This window comes from Aureimonas endophytica (assembly GCF_014642635.1).
GTDB classification, from domain to species: domain Bacteria; phylum Pseudomonadota; class Alphaproteobacteria; order Rhizobiales; family Rhizobiaceae; genus Plantimonas; species Plantimonas endophytica.
Genome location: NZ_BMIQ01000001.1, coordinates 800227 through 819477, shown reverse-complemented (window position 1 = coordinate 819477; position 19251 = coordinate 800227). Strand labels below are relative to the sequence as shown.

At 69.4% G+C, this 19251-nt stretch carries 13 protein-coding genes; 7 read left to right on the top strand and 6 right to left on the bottom strand.

Going from position 1 to position 19251, the window contains the following annotated elements:
• Positions 1 to 100: 100 nt before the first annotated feature.
• From IEY14_RS04120 to IEY14_RS04110, 3 genes are read left to right on the top strand one after another with little or no spacing between them, the layout of a single operon-like run.
• A complete protein-coding gene (locus tag IEY14_RS04120; RefSeq protein ID WP_188906911.1) occupies positions 101 to 1231 on the top strand; it encodes an ABC transporter substrate-binding protein in 1131 nt (376 codons plus the stop codon).
• Between the two features lie 4 nt (positions 1232 to 1235).
• Entirely contained in the window at positions 1236 to 2303 is a 1068-nt protein-coding gene (locus IEY14_RS04115; RefSeq protein ID WP_188906910.1) for a FecCD family ABC transporter permease, read from the top strand.
• Complete coding sequence (locus IEY14_RS04110) at positions 2297 to 3052, top strand: ABC transporter ATP-binding protein (RefSeq protein WP_188906909.1); 756 nt, start codon at positions 2297 to 2299, stop codon at positions 3050 to 3052. Before IEY14_RS04115 ends, IEY14_RS04110 begins: the two co-directional genes overlap by 7 nt.
• 9 nt (positions 3053 to 3061) lie before the next feature.
• On the opposite strand, the gene IEY14_RS04105 is transcribed toward IEY14_RS04110, so the two are convergent.
• The 6 genes from IEY14_RS04105 to IEY14_RS04080 all read right to left on the bottom strand — a co-directional run bounded on the left by IEY14_RS04105 (position 3062) and on the right by IEY14_RS04080 (position 9690).
• Positions 3062 to 4234, bottom strand: a complete 1173-nt coding sequence (locus IEY14_RS04105) for a trans-sulfuration enzyme family protein (protein WP_188906908.1) — start codon at positions 4232 to 4234, stop codon at positions 3062 to 3064.
• Entirely contained in the window at positions 4231 to 5655 is a 1425-nt protein-coding gene (locus IEY14_RS04100) for a pyridoxal-phosphate dependent enzyme (RefSeq protein ID WP_188906907.1), read from the bottom strand. Before IEY14_RS04100 ends, IEY14_RS04105 begins: the two co-directional genes overlap by 4 nt.
• 6 nt (positions 5656 to 5661) lie before the next feature.
• Positions 5662 to 6996 carry an LLM class flavin-dependent oxidoreductase gene (locus tag IEY14_RS04095; RefSeq protein WP_188906906.1) on the bottom strand — a complete coding sequence of 445 codons (1335 nt, stop codon included), beginning with the start codon at positions 6994 to 6996 and terminating at the stop codon, positions 5662 to 5664.
• Positions 6997 to 7047: 51 nt separating this feature from the next.
• Positions 7048 to 7701: a methionine ABC transporter permease gene (locus IEY14_RS04090; RefSeq protein ID WP_188906905.1), complete on the bottom strand. Its 654-nt coding sequence runs from the start codon at positions 7699 to 7701 to the stop codon at positions 7048 to 7050.
• Positions 7694 to 8758: a methionine ABC transporter ATP-binding protein gene (locus tag IEY14_RS04085; protein ID WP_188906904.1), complete on the bottom strand. Its 1065-nt coding sequence runs from the start codon at positions 8756 to 8758 to the stop codon at positions 7694 to 7696. Before IEY14_RS04085 ends, IEY14_RS04090 begins: the two co-directional genes overlap by 8 nt.
• Before the next feature lie 101 nt (positions 8759 to 8859).
• Positions 8860 to 9690, bottom strand: a complete 831-nt coding sequence (locus tag IEY14_RS04080) for a MetQ/NlpA family ABC transporter substrate-binding protein (RefSeq protein WP_188906903.1) — start codon at positions 9688 to 9690, stop codon at positions 8860 to 8862.
• A 248-nt stretch (positions 9691 to 9938) separates the two neighbouring features.
• On the opposite strand from IEY14_RS04080, the gene IEY14_RS04075 reads away from it, so the two are divergent.
• The 4 genes from IEY14_RS04075 to IEY14_RS04060 all read left to right on the top strand — a co-directional run bounded on the left by IEY14_RS04075 (position 9939) and on the right by IEY14_RS04060 (position 19127).
• On the top strand, positions 9939 to 10982 hold the full coding sequence (locus IEY14_RS04075) for a zinc-dependent alcohol dehydrogenase family protein (protein ID WP_188906902.1): 1044 nt from the start codon (positions 9939 to 9941) through the stop codon (positions 10980 to 10982).
• A gap of 111 nt (positions 10983 to 11093) precedes the next feature.
• Positions 11094 to 12365 carry a metallophosphoesterase family protein gene (locus tag IEY14_RS04070; RefSeq protein ID WP_188906901.1) on the top strand — a complete coding sequence of 424 codons (1272 nt, stop codon included), beginning with the start codon at positions 11094 to 11096 and terminating at the stop codon, positions 12363 to 12365.
• The gene (locus IEY14_RS04065; protein WP_188906900.1) at positions 12365 to 15838 is read left to right on the top strand and encodes an ATP-binding protein; all 3474 of its coding nucleotides are present in this window, start codon (positions 12365 to 12367) and stop codon (positions 15836 to 15838) included. The genes IEY14_RS04070 and IEY14_RS04065 overlap by 1 nt, the downstream gene beginning before the upstream one ends.
• Before the next feature lie 115 nt (positions 15839 to 15953).
• Entirely contained in the window at positions 15954 to 19127 is a 3174-nt protein-coding gene (locus IEY14_RS04060) for a PAS domain S-box protein (RefSeq protein WP_188906899.1), read from the top strand.
• The last annotated feature ends 124 nt before the right edge of the window (positions 19128 to 19251 follow it).

The window sequence follows — 19251 nt, the reverse complement described above, 5'->3', positions numbered from 1 at the left end:
CGCGGCCTCCGTCCAGCTTCGAATGCTTCTAAAAGATAGAAGTTGACTGTCAATCTCAGCAATTCATAGAACGCGTCATCTTCCAAGGAGAGATCAGATCATGCGGGTCGTTCGCCGGCTGGCCGCCGCCGCCTTCGCTCTTGTCGCCGTCCTGACGGGTCCGGCCTTCGCCGGCATGACGAAGATCACCGACGTCACGGGGCGCGAGGTCGAGGTCGAGACGCCCGTGCGGCGCGTCATCCTCGGCGAGGGGCGGCAGATCTATTTCGTCGCGGCGCTCGATCGCGACGCGCCCTTCAGCCATGTCGTCGGCTGGCGCGACGATCTCTCCAAGGCCGATCCCGAGACCTATGCCGCCTATCTTGCGAAATATCCCGAGATCGCCAAGCTGCCGACCTTCGGCGGCATGAAGGACGGCTCCTTCGACGTCGAGCAGGCGATCGCGCTGAAGCCGGACGTCATCATCATGAATGTCGATGCCAAGGCCGCCACCGAGGAGGCCGGCTATATCGAGACGCTGAAGAAGGTCGGCATCCCGCTCGTCTATGTCGACTTCCGCGAGAAGCCGATGATCCATACCGAGCCCTCGATGCGCCTCATCGGCCAGCTTCTCGGCAAGGAGCAGGTGGCCGAGGATTTCATCGCCTTCCGCGCGAAGAGCATCGCGGCGGTGACGGACGTGCTCGACAAGGAGAAGCCCGCCCGGCCGCTGGTCTTCATGGAGCGCGCCGGCGGCTATTCGGACGATTGCTGCATGTCCTTCGGCGATGAGAATTTCGGCCGCATGGTCGAGCTCGCCGGCGGCACGAACATGGCGAAGACCATGATTCCCGGGACATTCGGCACGGTGAACCCCGAGCAGATCATCGCCTCGAACCCGGATCAGGTCATCGTCACCGGCGGCAATTGGGAAGGCTACGTGCCGGGCGGCGCCTGGGTCGGCGTCGGCTACGGCGCGGACGACGCGAAGGCGCGCGTCAAGCTGGAGGCTTTGACGAAGCGTCCGGCCTTCACCGGCATCAAGGCGGTGAAGACGGGCCAGGTCCACGCGATCTGGCACCAGTTCTACAACAATCCCTACCAGTTCGTCGCGATCCAGGAGATGGCGAAGTGGCTGCATCCCAATCTCTTCAAGGATCTCGACCCGGACGCGACCTTCAAGGAGCTTCATGCCCGCTTCCTGCCGCTGGATTACAAGCCGGGCTATTTCGTCTCGCTGACGGATCGCTGAGCGGATGGCCGTCCTCGCCGCAAGCGGGGCCCGGGCCGAGGGGCGGGGGCGCTATCGCACCCTCGCCCTGCGGCGTGTCGGGCTGATCCTCGCGCTTCTCGCCGCGCTGGTCGTCAGCGTCTGCGTCGATATGGCGCTCGGCCCGGCGAACTACACGATCGGCCAGATCCTCGATTCGATCTTCCGGCCGGCCATGGTGGGCGACCAGCTTCGCGTCGTCGTCTGGGATATCCGCATGCCGATCGCCCTGATGGCGGTGACGGTCGGCGCCTCGCTCTCGGTGGCCGGCGCCCAGATGCAGACGATCCTCGCCAATCCGCTGGCGAGCCCGTTCACGCTCGGCATTTCGGCCGCCGCCTCCTTCGGCGCGGCGCTCGCTCTCGTCGCCGGCACGGCGATCCTGCCCTTCGCGGTCACCTACATGGTGCCGCTCAACGCCTTCCTGATGGCGATGGTCGCGGCGCTCTTCATCCATTTCGCCTCCACCATGCGCGGGGTCACGGTGGAGACGATCGTCCTCCTCGGCATCGCGCTCGTCTTCACCTTCAACGCCTTCCTGTCGCTGCTCGAATATCTCGCCTCGGAACAGGCGCTGGCGGCGGTGGTGTTCTGGACGATGGGCAGCCTCACCAAGGCAAACTGGCCGAAGCTCTGGATCACGCTCGCCGTGCTCGTCGTGGCGCTGCCCGTCTTCGCCCGCCAGGCCTGGGCGCTCACCGCGCTGCGCCTCGGCGAGGAGAAGGCGGCGAGCTTCGGCGTCGATGTCCGTCGCCTGCGCCTCAACACCATGCTGATGGTGAGCCTTCTCGCCGCGATCCCCGTCTCCTTCGTCGGCACGATCGGCTTCGTCGGGCTCGTCGGGCCGCATATGGCCCGGATGCTCGTCGGCGAGGACCAGCGCTTCTTCCTGCCGGCCTCGGTTCTCTGCGGCGCGCTGCTCCTGTCGGTCACCTCCGTCGTCTCGAAGACGATCCTGCCGGGCGCGATCCTGCCGATCGGCGTGATCACGGCGCTGGTCGGCGTGCCCTTCTTCTTCGTGCTGATCTTCACCAATCGGAGGCGCGCATGGTAGCGCTCGCGCTCAAGGGCATCGGCGCGCGCTACGGCCGGCGCACGATCCTGTCGGATATCGAGACCGGCCACCTGCCGGCCGGCTCGCTGACGGCGGTGATCGGCCCGAACGCCGCCGGCAAGTCGACGCTCTTCAAGCGGATCGCCGGCCTCCTCGCCGGACCCGGCACCGTCGAGCTGGCGGACGGGGCGAGCATCGCCGACGCCATCCGCTACATGCCGCAGGACACCGGCGGCAACGCCGTCCTCAGCGTCTACGAATCGGTGCTGCTCGCCGCCAAGCAGGGCTCCGGCTGGAGCGTCGCGGATGCCGAACTCGCCGAGATCGACGCGGTCCTCGCCGCGCTGCAGATCGACGCCCTGGCCTTTCGGGGGCTCGGCGAGCTGTCGGGCGGCCAGCGCCAGCTCGTCTCGATCGCGCAGGCGCTGATCCGCAGGCCCCGAGTGCTCCTGATGGACGAGCCGACCTCGGCTCTCGACCTTTATCGCCAGATCGAGGTCCTGGACTTCATGCGGCGCCGCGCGCGCGACACCGGCATGGCGGTCCTGATCGCGCTCCACGACCTCAATCACGCGCTGCGCTATTGCGACCAGACGATCGTCATCGCCGAGGGCCGGATGGTGGCGGGCGGCCCGACGGCCGAGGTGATCACGCCGGCGATGCTGCGCACGGTCTATCGCGTCGACGCCCGGGTCGAACCCTGCTCGCGGGGCCGCCCGGTTCTCATCGTCGACGGCACGGCCGCCTAGCCGGCCCGGTCAGGACTGGCCGAGCGCCGTTTCCAGATCGGCGATCAGATCATCCGCATCCTCGATGCCGACCGACAGGCGGACGAGCGAATCGGAGATGCCGATCGCGGCGCGCTTTTCCGCCGGGATCGAGCCGTGCGTCATCAGAGCCGGATGCTCGATCAGGCTCTCGACGCCGCCGAGACTTTCGGCGAGCGTGAAGAGCTCCGTCCGCTCCAGGAAGCGCTTCGTGCCGGCGAGGTCGCGGTCGAGCTCGACCGTGATCATGCCGCCGAAGCCCGCCATCTGCCGCCGGGCGGTCGCGTGCTGCGGATGGCTTTCGAGGCCGGGATAGACGACGCGGCGCACCTCCGGCCTCGTCTCCAGCCAGCGGGCGATGGCGAGGCCGTTCGCCGAATGACGCTCCATCCTGAGGGCGAGGGTCTTCAGGCCGCGCAGCGCCAGGAAGCTGTCGAACGGACCGGAGATCGCGCCGACCGCGTTCTGGACGAATTTCAACCGGTCGGCGAGATCGCGATCCTCGCCGACGACGGCGCAGCCGCCGACCATGTCCGAATGGCCGTTGAGATATTTCGTCGTGGAATGGACGACGATGTCGATGCCCTTTTCGAGCGGGCGCTGGAGCGCCGGGCTGCAGAAGGTGTTGTCGGCGACGGTGAGAATGCCGCGACGCCTGGCGAGCGCGGCCACGGCCTCGAGATCGACGATGCGCAGAAGCGGATTGGTCGGCGTCTCGATCCAGAGCAGCCGCGTCTCCGGCCGGATCGCCGCCTCCACGGCGGCGGGATCGGTGAAGTCGGCGAAGCTGATCGCCAGCCCGGCCGAGCGCTTGCGCACCCTCTCCATCAGGCGGAAGCTGCCGCCATAGATGTCGTCCGTCGCGACGATGTGCGAGCCGGCATCGAGGAGTTCGAGCACGGTGGAGATGGCGGCGAGGCCGGAGGCGAAGGCGAAGGCCGCCGTGCCGCTTTCGAGATCGGCGACGGCGCGCTCGAAGGCGAAGCGCGTCGGATTCTGGCTCCGGGCATATTCGAAGCCCTTGTGGACGCCGGGGCTCTCCTGGCCATAGGTCGAGGTGGCGTAGATCGGCACCATGACGGCGCCCGTCGTCGGATCGAGCGACTGGCCGCCATGGATGGTGCGGGTGGCGAAGGCGAGCCGGTTCGTCGGGGTCCGGGTCATCGGGCGCGCCTCAGGTGATTGATGAGATCGATGCGGGTGACGAGGCCGAAGAAGCTGTCGCCGTCCATGACGATCGCCACCTCGTTCCGGTCGAAGACCGGCAGCAGCGCGTCCAGCGTCTGCCTCGCCTGGAGCGTGTGGACGTCGCGCGTCATGGCCTTCGAGACCGGCGCGTTGAAGCGGTCCCAGCGTCCCTCGTAGGGGCCCTCGACATGGGAGAGGATGTCGCCCTCGTCGATGATGCCGACGAGGCGGCCATCCGCCAGGACGGGAAGCTGCGAGACGTCGGCCCGGCGCATGCGGCCATAGGCGTCGAGCAGGCTGTCGGTCGGCGAGACGATGATCGTCTGGCCGAGCCGGTGCGAGCGGGCGACGATGTCGGTGAGGTCGCCATGCTGCTCGCGCTCGGCGAGGCCCTGTTCGGCGAGCCAGACATCGTCGAAGACCTTCGACAGATATTTGTTGCCGGAATCGCAGACGAAGGTGACGACCCGCTTCGGCTCGGTCTGCTCGCGGCAATAGCGCAGAGCCGCTGAAAGGAGCGTGCCCGACGAGGAACCGGCGAGAATGCCCTCGCGCGCCAGGAGGTCGCGCACCGCCAGCATGCTCTGCTTGTCGGTGATCGAATAGGCCTTCCTCACCAGCGAGAGATCGGCGTTCGGCGGCACGAAATCCTCGCCGATCCCTTCCACCGTCCAGCTGCCGGCCTCTTCCAGGCGACCGGTCTTGACGAAGGGGGCGAGCACCGAGCCGGCGGGATCGGCCAGCACCATCTCGGTCTTCGGCGACAGGCGGGCGAAGAAGCGGCCGAGACCGGTCAGCGTGCCGCCCGAGCCGACGCCGACGACCACCGCGTCGATATCGCCGCCGAGCTGCTGCCAGAGCTCCGGCCCCGTCGTCTCCTCATGCGCCAGCGGATTGGCGGGATTGGCGAACTGGTCGACATGGAAGGCGCCGGGCGTTTCCCGCGCGATCCGCGCCGCCATGTCCGAATAATATTCGGGATGGCCCTTGCCGACATCGGAGCGCGTCAGATGCACCTCGGCGCCGAGGGCGCGCAGGTGCTGCACCTTCTCGCGCGACATCTTGTCGGGCACGACGAGGACGATGCGATAGCCCTTCGGAATGCCGACCTGGGCAAGGCCGAGGCCGGTATTGCCGGCCGTCGCCTCGACAATCGTGCCGCCCGGCTTCAGCCGGCCGGTCCGTTCGGCATCGGCGATCATCGAGACGGCGATGCGGTCCTTGATCGAGCCGCCGGGATTCTGGCTCTCCAGCTTGAGGAAGAGCCGGCAGCGGCCGGTGTCGAATTTCTTCAGTTCCACCATCGGCGTGCGGCCGATGAGGTCGAGCACCGAGCCGACGACCGGGGCGAGGCGATCGATCCGAGGAGGTTCCGCGGGGCGAGGGGCGTCGGACATCGCGGGTCAGGCTCCGCTGGGAAAGAAGCGATTGGCGGGGCGGGGCAGGCCGAGATGGTCGCGCAGCGTCCGGCCCTCGTAGTCGCGGCGGAAGATGCCGCGCCGTTGCAGTTCCGGCACGACCTTGTCGACGAAATCGTCCAACCCGCCCGGCAGATAGGGGAACATCACGTTGAAGCCGTCCGAGCCGCCGGTCTCCAGCCATTCCTGCATCGCGTCGGCGATGGTCGCCGGCGTGCCGACGAAGGAGAGGCCGCCATAGCCGCCGAGCCGCTGCGCCAGCTGGCGCACGGTGAGGTTCTCGCGGCGGGCGAGATCGATGGTCTTCTGCCGCCCGCTCTTCGAGGCGTTGCTTTCCGGGATCTCCGGCAGCGGCCCGTCGGGATCGAAGCCGCGCGCGTCGTGGCCGAGCGCGATGGAGAGCGAGCCGATGGCATTCTCGTAATGGACGAGACTGTCGAGACGGGCGCGCTTCTCCCGCGCCTCCGATTCGGTGTCGCCGACGACGACGAAGGCGCCGGGCAGGATCTTCAGATGATCGGGATCGCGGCCGAGCCGCGCCATGCGCGCCTTGATGTCCGCATAGAGTTCCCGGCCGTCGAAAAGGCCGTTCGGCGCGGCGAAGACGACTTCCGCCGTCTCGGCGGCGAGCTGGCGGCCGGCCTCGGAGGCCCCCGCCTGGACGATCACCGGCCAGCCCTGGACGGGGCGCGCGATATTGAGGGGCCCGCGCACCCGGTAGAACCTGCCGGCATGGTCGAGCGCCCGCATCCGCTCCGGCTCGACATAGGTGCCGCTCTCCGGGTCGCGCGGAAAGGCGTCGTCGGCGAAGCTGTCCCAAAGGCCGGTGACGACGTCGTAGAACTCGCGCGCCCGGGCATAGCGCTCGTCGTGATCCAGATGGTCCTCCAGGCCGAAATTCAGCGCGGCGTCGGGATTGGACGTGGTGACGATGTTCCAGCCGGCGCGACCCTCGCTCAGATGGTCGAGCGAGGCGAAGCGGCGCGCGACGTGATAGGGCGCCTCGAAGCTGGTCGAGGCGGTGGCGACGAGGCCGATGCGGCTCGTGACGGCGGCGAGCGCCGAGAGGAGCGTGAAGGGCTCGAAGGAGGTCACCGTATGGCTGCGGCGCAGCGCTTCGGTGGACATGTTGAGGACGGCCAGGTGGTCGGCCATGAAGAAGGCGTCGAAGCGCGCCGCCTCCAGCCGCCCGGCGAGATATTTGAGCCGCGGGAAGCTGAAATTGGCGTCGCGCCAGGCACCCGGATAGCGCCAGGCACCGGTATGGATGCTGACCGGGCGCATGAAGGCGCCGAGCTTCAACTGTCTGACCACGGCCATCGTCTCCGGCAATGGAATTCGAAACGGATGTAAGGTCCGGCCCGCCGGCGCCTACCGGTGATCGAGCCGGGCGGTGACGCGGTCACCCACCCATTGCAGGGCGCAGACGAGCACGATCAGCACGGCGACGACCGCGATCATCACGCCGGTCTCGAACCGCTGATAGCCGTAGCGGATGGCGAGATCGCCGAGGCCGCCTGCGCCGATCGCGCCCGCCATGGCCGAGGCGCCGACCAGCGTGACGAGGGTGACGGTGAAGCCGGCCGCGATGCCGGGCAGGGCTTCGGGCACCAGCACCTCGCGCACGATGTGCCAGCGATTGCCGCCCATCGCTCGCACCGCCTCGACAAGGCCGGGATCGACCTCGCGCAGCGAGACCTCGGCGATGCGCGCGTAATAGGGCGTCGCCGCGATCGCCAGCGGCACGATGGCCGCCGCCGTGCCGAGCGAGGTGCCGACGATGAGGCGCGTCACCGGGATCAGCGCGACGAGAAGGATGATGAAGGGCACGGAGCGGAAGCCGTTGATCACGGCGCCGAGCACGCCGTTGACGACGCGGTTCTCGGCGAAGCCTCCCTTGGTTGTCGCGACGAGCAGCAGCCCGAGCGGCAGGCCGACGACGAGCGAGATGGCGCCGGACGCCGCCGTCATCAGGATCGTTTCCCAGATCGAGCGCAGCAGCAGGCGGATCATCGTCTCAGACATAGCCGAGCACCTCCGTCGTGCCGCCGCGCGCGTCGAGGACGCGCCGCGCCTCCGCCAGGCTTTCCCCTTGGGCGGGAATCTTCAGGAAGAGGCTCGCCACCGGCCGGCCCTGGATCTGGTCGATGCCGCCATGGAGGAGTTCGGCCGTCCGGCCCGTCGCGGCCGCGAGATCGCCGAGAAGCGTGCCCGCGCCCGCGCCGACGAGATCGGCCCGGACCACCGCGAAGGCGCCGGGCGCCGGCGACAGCCGGCCGGCGATTTCGGCCGGCAGTTCGGGGCGGATGCCGGCGAGGAGGCTGCGTGTCAGGTCCGTCTCCGGCCGCGCGAAGACGCGCCAGACCGGACCTTCCTCCACGATCCGCCCCGCCTCGATCACCGCGACGCGGTCGGCGATAGCGCGCACCACCTCCATCTCATGCGTGATGAGGACGATGGTGACGCCGAGCCGGCGGTTGATATCCTTCAGGAGCGCCAGGATCTGGCGCGTCGTCTCGGGATCGAGGGCGGAGGTCGCCTCGTCCGACAGGAGGAGGGCAGGATGGGCGGCGAGCGCCCGCGCGATGCCGACGCGCTGCTTCTGGCCGCCGGAAAGCTGTGCCGGATAAGCCTCCGCCTTCTCGGCGAGGCCGACGAGATCGAGAAGCTCGGCGACGCGCGTCGCCCGCTTCGCCTTCGCCTCGCCGGCGATCTTCAGGGGCAGGCCGACATTCTCCGCCACCGTCTTGGCGGCGAGGAGGTTGAAATGCTGGAACACCATGCCGACGCGGCGGCGCAACGGCTGCAATTCGGCCTCGGCCAGCCCGGCGATGTCGCGGCCCTCGATCTCGATCCGGCCGCTGTCTGGCCGCTCCAGCCCGTTCAGGCAGCGGATGAGGGTGGACTTGCCGGCGCCCGAGCGGCCGATGATGCCGAGGATCTCGCCCTTGGCGACGCCGAGCGAGATGCCGCCGAGCGCCTGCGTCGCGCCGAAGCGGCGCCGGACATCGACGAGGCGGACGATCTCGGACGCGGGCGCGACATCCGCTTCGAGCCTCGCGGTGGGAACATGCTGATTCATGATGGGCGCGGCGATCCGACAGGTCTCCGAAACGGGACGGCGCGGCCGGGTTGCCCGGGCCGACGCCGCAGCTCATGTCCTTTCGAAAGGATGGGGCGGGATCAGTAGGCCGCCAGGCCCGTGCCCTTGTAGACGCGGTCGAACTCCACCTTCACGACCGGATTCTGATAGGCCGCGACCAGCGCCTTCACCCAGGGCTCGTTCTCGCTGCCGGCCTTCACCGCGATGAAGTTGCGATAGGGATTGTCGGCGATCGGCTCCTGGGCGATGCGGTCCTTCTCGGCGTCGAGGCCCGCCTTCAGCGCCCAGTCGGTGTTGACGACGGCGGCGTCGAGATCGTCGATCGCCCGGCCGACGACACCGGCATCGAGTTCCTTGATCTCGACCTTCTTCGGATTGCTCTCGATATCGGCGATCGTCGCCAGGATGCCGGTGCCGGACTTCAGCTTGATCACGCCCTCGCGTTCGAGAAGCTTCAGGGCGCGGCCCTCGTTCGAGGGATCGTTCGGCACGCCGATCACGGCGCCCTCCTGGATCTCCGCCACGGAATGGGCCTTGCGGGAATAAAGGCCGATCGGCCAGACGGCGGTGAAGCCCGCATTGACGATATGATAGCCGTTGGTCTTGATCTGGTTGTCGAGATAAGGCTGGTGCTGGAAGGCATTGGCGTCGATCTCGCCATTCTCCAGTGCCTCGTTCGGCTGGGTGTAGTCGTTGAAGACGACGGTCTCGATCTTGAGGTCCTTCTTGGCGGCCTCCGCCGTCACGACGCGCCAGACATCCTCGTCCTCGCCGCTCATGATGCCGACCTTGATGCTCTTCGTCTCCGCCTGCGCGGCCGACAGGCCGAGGCCGGCCAGCGGCAGGGCGGCGACCATGAGGGCGAGGACGGTACGGCGGCTGCGGGACGGGGCGGAAGCTGCAAGGCGCATGGCAAGCACTCGATGGAAGAAGGTCGAAACACGCGGACGGCGGGCCGCCCGTCATCGCCAAGGCTAATGTCTACGGCATTTATAGATAGAGCCTCGTGCCTAAATGCTGGGCGGAATGGCGGAAATTTAGTCCACGGTCGGCGGCGATCGCGCAAGAAAATCCTCCGCGCCGTTGAAAGGCACTCGTCCGATGGCATAGCCCTTCACGGGCGGCCGGCGTCGAACGGCTCGAAGGAGGGCAGGGCGTCATGAAAGCGATGATCTTCGAGGCCTTCGGCGAACGGCCGGAGATCCGAGAGGTGCCCGATCCCGCGCCGGCCCCGGACGGCGTCGTGATCGAGGTGAAGGCGACCGGCCTCTGCCGCAGCGACTGGCATGGCTGGATGGGCCATGACAGCGACATCCGCCTGCCGCACGTGCCGGGCCACGAGTTTTCCGGCACGATCGCCGCCGTCGGGCGCGACGTGCGCCGCTTCCGGATCGGCGAGCGCGTCACGGTGCCCTTCATCGCGGCCTGCGGCCATTGCGGCGAATGCCGCGCCGGCCATCAGCAGGTCTGCGAGGCGCAGTTCCAGCCGGGCTTCACCCATTGGGGCTCCTTCGCCGACTATGTCGCGATCGACCATGCCGACAGCAATCTCGTGCCGCTGCCGGAGACGATGGCCTTCGCCACCGCCGCCAGCCTCGGTTGCCGCTTCGCCACCTCCTTTCGCGCCGTCGTCGATCAGGGCCGCGTGCGCGGGGGCGAATGGGTGGCCGTCCATGGCAGCGGCGGCGTCGGCCTTTCGGCGATCATGATCGCGGCGGCCGAAGGGGCGCGGGTCGTGGCGGTCGATGTCGCGGCGGACAAGCTGGCGCTCGCCCGCGCCATGGGCGCGGAAGCGACGGTCGACAGCCGCGAGGTGCCCGACGTGGTGGAGGCGGTGCGCGCGATCACCGGCGGCGGCGCGCATCTCTCGATCGACGCGCTCGGCCATCCCGAGACCTGCTTCAACTCCATCGCCAATCTGCGCCGGCGCGGCCGCCACGTTCAGGTCGGTCTGATGCTCGCCGACCACGCGACGCCGGCAATCCCGATGGCGCGGGTGATCGCCCACGAACTGGAGATCTATGGCAGCCACGGCATGCAGGCCTGGCGCTACGACGCGATGCTCGCGATGATCGAGGCCGGCAAGCTGCACCCGGAGCGGCTGATCGGGCGCACCATCGGCCTCGCGGAGGCCGTGCCGGCGCTGACCGGGATGGGCAAGTCTTCGCAGACCGGCATCGCCATCATCGATCCGCGTCTCTGAGACCGCGGCTTCGTCGCACGGATAGGACGATTTTCCTTCACGAGCCTGCCTCGCCTTGCGCCGGCGGGCGGCGGGGTGCATGAGTCTGCCGGTTTCGTGACCCGAGATTTCATGCCGTTCCGTTTCGTCCATACCGCCGACATCCATCTCGATTCGCCGCTCCGCTCGCTGTCGCTGCGCAATCCGGATCTCGCCGCGCTGATCGGCGATGCGACGCGCCAGGCGCTGGTCGCGATCGTCGATCTCTGCCTGGAGGAGCGGGTGGACGCGCTGATCGTCGCGGGCGATCTCTATGACGGCGACCAGACCTCGATGAAGACGGCCCGTTTTCTCGCCGGCGAGATGGCGCGCCTCCACGCGGCCGGGATCGCCGTCTTCAAGGTGCGCGGCAACCACGATTCCCTGTCGAAGATCACGCGCGAATTGCAGCTGCCGCCCTCCGTGAGGGTGTTCGGCGGGCGGGCCGAGGCGGTGGTCCGCGACGCGGGCGGCCGCGACATCGTCATCCACGGCATGAGCTTCGCCAAGCCGCAGGCGCCGGACAGCCTTCTGCCCGGCTACCGGCCGCCGGTGCCGGACGCCGTGAATATCGGCATCATGCATACGAGCCTCGGCGGCGCGCTCGGCCACGACGTCTACGCGCCGGTCAGCCTCGCCGATCTGCAAAAGCACGGCTTCCGCTACTGGGCGCTCGGCCATATCCACCAGCGCGCCGAGCATCGCGGCGCGACGACGGTGGTGATGCCCGGCATTCCGCAGGGCCGCGACATCAACGAGGCCGGCGCCAAGACCGTCTCGCTGGTGACGGTGGGAGACGACGGCACGATCGCGGTCGAGGAGCGGCGCACCAGCATCGCCGAATTCGGCCGGGTCGAGGTCGATCTTTCGGGGTCGGCGACCTGGCGCGAGGCGGTGGACGCGGTGGGCCGGGCTCTGGCCAAGGCCCGCACCGGGGCGGCCTCGCCGCATCTCGTCGCCCGGCTGACGCTCACCGGCGCGACGCCCCTGTCCTGGCAGCTGCATCGCGATCTCGACCTGATGCTCGCCGAGGCGGAACGGCAGGCCGAGGGCATCGGCAAGGTCTGGATCGAGAAGATCGGCATCGCGACGCGGGAGGCGGAGGATCGCCTGCGCGGTTCCGGCGCCGATCCCGTGACGGAATTCGGCGCCCTCATGCGGGCGGAGATCGCCGGCAGTCCGGGCCTGCGCGAGGAGGTGCGCCAGCTCGTCAAGGAACTCGGCGAGGACCTGCCGGGCGAGATCCGCAACTTCAGCGGCGGGGACGAGGCCGGGTTCGAGGCCTTCGTCGATCGTCTTCTGGAGGATGGCAGCCGCGACGTCCTCGCGCGCCTCATCGCCGGCGGCATGGCGGAGGAGGCCTGATGCGCCTGCGCCGTCTCGACCTGACGCGCTACGGCAAGTTCACCGAGCGCTCGCTGGATTTCGGCGCCTCGGCGCCGGGCGAACCGGATTTCCATATCGTCTACGGCCTGAACGAAGCGGGCAAGTCGACGGCCTTCGCCGCTTATCTCGATCTTCTCTTCGGCATCGAGGAGCGCAGCCGCTACAATTTCCTCCATGCCTATCCGGCGATGGAAGTCGGGGCCTGTCTCGAATTCGACGGGGCGTCGCACGATCTCGTCCGGCGCAAGCTCCGGGCCGGCTCTCTGCTCGACCCGAGCGGGCGCCCGGTCGGCGAGACCCTTCTGGCCGGCGCGCTGTCGGGCCTGACGCGCGACGCCTATCGCACCATGTTCTCGTTGGACGACGAGACGTTGGAACGAGGCGGCGACGCCATTCTCCAGAGCAAGGGCGATCTCGGCGAATTGCTGTTCTCCGCGAGTGCCGGGCTCGCCGAGGTCAGCGCGGTCCTTGCCGAACTCGGCGAAGAGGCGGGGCGCATCCACCGCAAGAAGGCGCAGAGCACGGAGATCGCGGGGCTGAAGCACCGCCTGCGCGAGCTGAAGGGCGAGCGCGAGGCGATCGATACCGCCGTTTCGGCCTTCGCGAGTCTGCGCGCCGGCCTTGCCAGGGCCTCGGAGACCTATGAGGCGACGATGGCCGAGACCGCCGAGGTCAAGGCGCGGCTCGACCGCGCGCGACGCCTGCTGCGCGCCCATCCCCTGGCGGTCGAGCAGGAGGATCTCGGCCGCGATCTCGCGCGCCATGCCGGCCTGCCACGTCCGCCCGCCGACTGGTCGGCGGAACTGCCCGGCCTGATGGTCGCGCAGTCGCGCCTGGAAACTCGCCGCGAGGGCGTGGCCGAGGCCATCGCGCGGCTCGGCGCCGAGATCGGGACGATCACCGTCGACGAGGCGCTGCTCGCGGAAGGCGAGGCGATCCGGTCGCTGGTCGAGCGGCGCGGTCGCTTCGCCGGCGCCGCCGAGGATCTGCCGCAGCGCCGTCTCGCGCTGGCCAGCGCCGAAAGCGCCATCGCCGGCCTTGTCGATGCTCTCGGTCGGCCGGCGGAGGGTGACGCCTCGGCGCTCGTTCTCCCCGCGCCCGTTGCCGGCGCGCTGCGCGAGCTGATCGAGACGCGCTCCGGCATCGAGGCGAGGCAGGCGACCGCCGAGCGGGAATGGCGCGAGGCGAGCGAGCGCCTCCGGCAGGCGCGCGAGGGGGAAGAGCGCGCGGCCGGCGCGGATGCGGCCGGCGAAGCCGAGCTTCGCGCCGTCGAGGTCGTGCTGCGGCGGCTGCGCCAGGGCGAGACCGCCGCGCGGCGGCGTCTTGCCGAGCAGGACCTGGCCCGGCAGCACCGGCGGGTCGCCGAGGCGATCGAGGCTCTGGCGCCCTGGAGCGGCGACGCCGCGCGGCTGCGGGCGCTGAATCTGCCCGAAGCGCGGCGCATCGAGGCCTGGCGGGCACGGGCCGGCGCCATCGAGCGGCGGCAGACCGGGCACCGGGACCGCCGCCGCGCGCTGGCGGAGGCGATGGCGGAGGGCGAGGCGCGGCTGGCGGGCCTGCGCATGACGGTCGGCGCGATCGACGATGCCGAAGCCGCGCGGCTGCGCGCGGCGCGTGACGCCGCCTGGACCGCGCATCTCGAACGGCTCGATGAGGGCAGCGCGCGGCATTTCGCGACGGCGCTGGAAGCGGACGACCGGTTGACCGACGATCGTCTCCGGCAGGCGGCCCTTATCGCCGATCTGCGGGCGGCCAAGGCGCGTCTCGATGACGAGCACCGCGCCGCCGCCCGCGAGGCCGCCTTGGAAACGGAAGCGGAGACTGAAGCGGCGGCGCTTCTCGCCGAAATCGACGAGGCCCTGCCGCTCGATCTCGGCTGGACGGCGGAGACGCCGGTCGAGACGCGTCTCGACCGGATCGCCGGCTGGAGCCGCCGCCGCGACGAGGCGCTCGGGGCCTTTACGCTTCTCGCCGATGGGGAAGCCGAGCTGGAGGGGCTCGACCGGACGGCGGAGCGCGATCGGGAGGCGCTGGCGAAGGCGCTCGCGCGTTGCGGCGAAAGCGGCGACGGCCTGACGCTGCCGGACCTTGTGGCCCTCGCGGAAGCGCTGCTGACGCGCCAGACGGCGGAGCAGGCCGAACGGCTGGCCCTCACACGGCGCGTCGGAGAGGCCGAGGCGGCGCTGGCCACCCGCCGGGAGGATCGGGACGCCGCCAACGCCGAGGCGGCGACCTGGGACCGGCGCTGGCGGGAGGCCCTGGCCGCCACCTGGATGCCGGCGGATCAGCCGCTCAGCGCGGTGCGCGAGGTCTTGAGCGTGCTCGACCGCCTGCCGGCCCTGTTGCGCGAGCGGAACGAGGCGCGGCGCCGCATTGCAAGCCTGGAAGAGGAATGCGAGGCCTTCGTCCTGGCCGTCGCCGGGCTTTGCCGGCGGCTCGGCCACGAGACGCGGCCGGAGGCCCCGGAGGAGGCGGCGCGCGACCTTGGCCTCGCCCTCGAACGGGCCGAGCGGGCGCGCGACGCGCGGCGGGAAAGGCTGGCCGAGCGCGACCGGCTCTGCGGCGAGGCCGAGGCGATCGCCGCGGATCTCGAGCGCCAGGGCCAGCGCAAGGCGGAACTCACCGCCTTCTTCGCCGTCGCGACGCTGGACGAAGTGAACAGCGCCGTCGCGGCCTGCGCCGAACGCGACCGGATCGAGGTGCGGCGCGCCGAACTCGCGCGGCGGATCCTCGGCGAATTGCGGGCCGCCTCGCTGGACGAGGCTCTCGCCGAACTGGCGACGGGCGATCTGCCGGCCGTCGAGCGCGAGGAGGCGGAACTCGCCGCGCGGCTGGACGATCTCGAAGCGCGCCGTCAGGCGGCCTTCGGCGAGCGGACTCGCGCCGAGGACCGGCTGGCCGCCGTCGGCGGCGACGACGCGGTGGCGCGGCTGGAGACCGAGCGGCGCACCGCGCTTCTGCGGATCGAGGAGGCGGCGCTGCGCTATCTGCGCCTGCGCACCGGCGCGCTCGTCGCGCAGGGCGCGCTGCGCGTCTATCGCGACAAGCATCAGAGCTCGATGATGAACCGCGCCTCCGAAGCCTTCGCGGCGATGACGCGGGGCGACTATGCCGGGCTCTCCACCCGTTCGGACAAGGATCGCGAGACGCTGATCGGCCTCGCCCGCGAGGGCGGCTCGAAGCTCGCCGCCGACATGTCGAAGGGGACGCGCTTCCAGCTCTATCTGGCGCTGCGGCTGGCCGGCTACCGCGAATTCGCCACCGCCCGGCGGGCCGTGCCCTTCGTCGCCGACGACATCATGGAGACCTTCGACGAGCCGCGCTCCACCGAGGTGCTGCGCCTCCTCGCCGAGATGTCGCGCCTCGGGCAGGTCGTCTACCTGACCCATCACCGGCATATCTGCGACATCGCCGCGAGCGTCGAGCCGGGCGTGCGCATCCACCGGCTATGATATGGATAGCCAGGCAAGATAACGTCCTGATCTGGCAAGGAATCCCGATGGGGGCTTCACGGCCGGTCAAGAATGTCTTTCTAGACTGCCGGCATACCTAACCGAGTGCCTCTTCGTGCGGACCACGCCTGCCGAGCCCTGCAACGTCCCGGCGGAGATGCAGGCGCTGAACCGAAGCTTCGCGACCCTCGTCCTCGATGCCGAAGGGCGGATCGCGCGCGCCAACAACCGCTTCCTGCGGCTGTTCGGCTACGAGCTGGAGGAGATCGTCGGCCGCGACGTCTCGATTTTCGCGCCGAAGGACGACACCTCCGGCCGTCCGGCCGATCGCCCGCGCGTGCGGCCCGGCGAGAACTGGACGAAGCGGTTGCGCCGGCTGCGCAAGGACGGTTCCGAACTCTGGGTCGAGAGCCATTTCGCGCCGATCCGCGACGCGGATGGGCGGCTGATCGAAACCGCCGTGATCGTCTCCGACGTTTCCGACCAATTGCTGCGGACGGCCGACGATCGCGGCCAGATCGAGGCGATCGACGTGGCGCAGGCGGTCGTGCATTTCGCCGCCGACGGCACCGTCCTCGCCGCGAACGCCCTCTTTCTCCATACGATGGGCTATGCGGCGAACGAGGTGATCGGGCGCCATCACCGCATGTTCGTCGCGCCGGAGGAGGCCGCAGGCGAGGCCTATGCCGATTTCTGGACGACGCTCGCCGAGGGCCGTCATCAGGCCGGCGAATATCGCCGCATCGGCAAGGACGGCCGCGAGATCTGGCTCCAGGCCACCTATAGTCCGATCTTCGATCCGTCGGGCCGCCTGTCGAAGATCGTGAAATACGCGACCGACGTGACGGCGCAGAAGCTGCGCCAGGCCGAATATCAGTGGCAGATCGCCGCCATCCATAAGTCGCAGGCCGTCGCCGCCTTCGACATGCAGGGCGCCATTCTCGACGCCAACGCGCTCTTTCTCGAAGCCTTCGGCTATTCGCTCGACGAGGTGCGCGGGCGCCATCACCGCATGTTCGTCGAGCCGGCCCATGCCCATAGTTCCGAATATGCCGCATTCTGGCGCGATCTGCGCGCCGGGCGTCACCGCTCCGGCCAATATCGCCGCATCGGCAAGGACGGCCGCGAGGTCTGGCTGCAGGCGACCTACAACCCGATCTTCGACATGAACGGCCGGGCGATGCGGGTGGTGAAATATGCCAGCATCGTCACGGAGGAGCGGCTGCAGCAGGCCGAGCACGAGGGGCAGATCGCCGCCATTCACCAGTCGCAATGCGTCGTGTCCTACGCGCTCGACGGCACGATCCTCGACGCGAACGACAATTTCCTCGAGACGGTCGGCTATCGCTATTCCGAGATCCTGGGCAAGCCGCACCGCATCCTCGTGCCGGCGGGGGCGGGAGGCGAGGAGGCGGAGCGCGCCTTCTGGGCGACGCTCGCCAAGGGCGAGGCGCAGGCCGGCGAGTTCCGCCGCGTCGGGCGCGACGGGCGCGACGTCTGGCTGCAGGCGACCTACAGCCCGATCCTCGACATGGGCGGCCGCCCCTTCAAGGTCGTGCAATATGCGGTCGACATCACCGGCGAGAAGCTGCGCCGCGCCGATTTCGAGGGCCAGATCGCGGCGATCCACAAGTCGCAAGGCGTGATCACCCTCGCGCTCGACGGTACGATCCTCGACGCCAACGACAACATCCTCGCCATTCTCGGCTACGATCTGGCGGAGCTTCGCGGGCGCCATCACACCGTTCTGGTGGAACCCGGCCAGATCGAGACCGACGACTATCGCGACCTCTGGGACAAGCTGCGCTCCGGCGCCTTTCACAGCGGGCTCTACAAGCGGCGCGGCAAGGACGGACGGGAACTCTGGCTCCAGGCGACCTACAACCCGGTCCTCGATCTCGACGGCCGGCCGTTCAAGGTGATCAAGTTCGCGAGCGACGTGACGGAGAACGTGGCGATCGCCGAGGCCTACGAGGACGCCAAGCGGCAGGCGCAGCACGATCCGGCGACCGCCCTGCCGAACCGGGCGCGCCTCGCGAGCTTCATGACCTCGGCCCTGCCGCATCCGGCGGCCCGCATGGCGGTTCTCTACATCGATCTCGACCGGTTCAAGCCGATCAACGACACCTATGGCCATCCGGTCGGCGACCGGGTGCTCGGCGAGATCGCGGATCGGCTGCGGCGTCTCCTGAAGGACGACCAGATCGTGGCGCGGGTCGGCGGCGACGAATTCGTGATCGCCGCGCCCAATCTCGGCGACGAGGAGATCGAGACGCTCTGCCTGCGGCTCCTCGCCTCGCTCTCGGCGCCGATCCGCCACGAGGATGCGGAACTGGCGGTGACGGCCTCGATCGGCATCGCCATCGCGCCGTCCGACGCGACCTCGGCGGACGAGCTCCTGCGCTGCGCCGATGCCGCGCTCTACCGCTCGAAGCAGGACGGCCGCAACATCTACAGCTACTATTCGCTGGAGCGGCACGAGCGGATCGCCGCCCATCGCAGCCTGGCCGAGGAGATGCGGCGCGGCATCTCGGTCGGCGAGTTCTTCCTTGAATACCAGCCGCGCTACGAGACGAATTCCCGCGCCATCCGCAGCGTCGAGGCGCTGGTGCGCTGGGCCCATCCCGAGCGCGGCCGCATCAGCCCGGCCGACTTCATTCCGCTCGCCGAGCGCAGCGGCCTCATCGTGCCGCTCGGCGAATGGATCCTGCGCACCGCCTGTCAAACCGTCGCGCCCCTCGACGGGATCGGCGTTTCGGTCAACGTCTCGCCGGTGCAGTTCCGCGACGACGATCTCGTCGCGATCGTCGCCTCGGCGCTGGCGGAGTCCGGTCTTGCCGGCTCGCGCCTCGAACTGGAGATCACCGAAGGCGTGCTGATGGAGGACGCGGAGCGGGCGCGCGGCATCATCGGCGAGTTGAAGGCGCTCGGCGTGAAGCTGGCGATGGACGATTTCGGCACCGGCTATTCGTCGATGAGCTATCTCTGCGACTTTCCCTTCGACGTCATCAAGATTGACCGCAAGTTCATCGCCGATATCGAAGGCAGCGGCGGCGGCCGGGCGGTGGTGCAGGCGATCCTCGGCCTCGGCCGCTCGCTCGGCCTCAGCGTCACGGCGGAGGGCGTCGAGACGAACGGCCAGCTGGCGCTGCTCGCGCGCGACCAGTGCCGCGAGGTGCAGGGCTACCTCCTGGCCCGGCCGATGCCGGAGGACAGGCTGCGCGACCTCGTCGCCGGCGCGGCCGAGGCGGAAGACGAACCGGACGCTCGCGACATCGCGGCGGCCTGAGCGCCGCTCGCGCGGCGAGGAACCGCGCCGCGTCCGGCCAGTGCCACGAGCCCGGACGCCGTTTCGCACCGGCAGGCATGAAGAATTTGCGGTCACGGCGTCGTGCCGAAACGGCCCGGCGTTT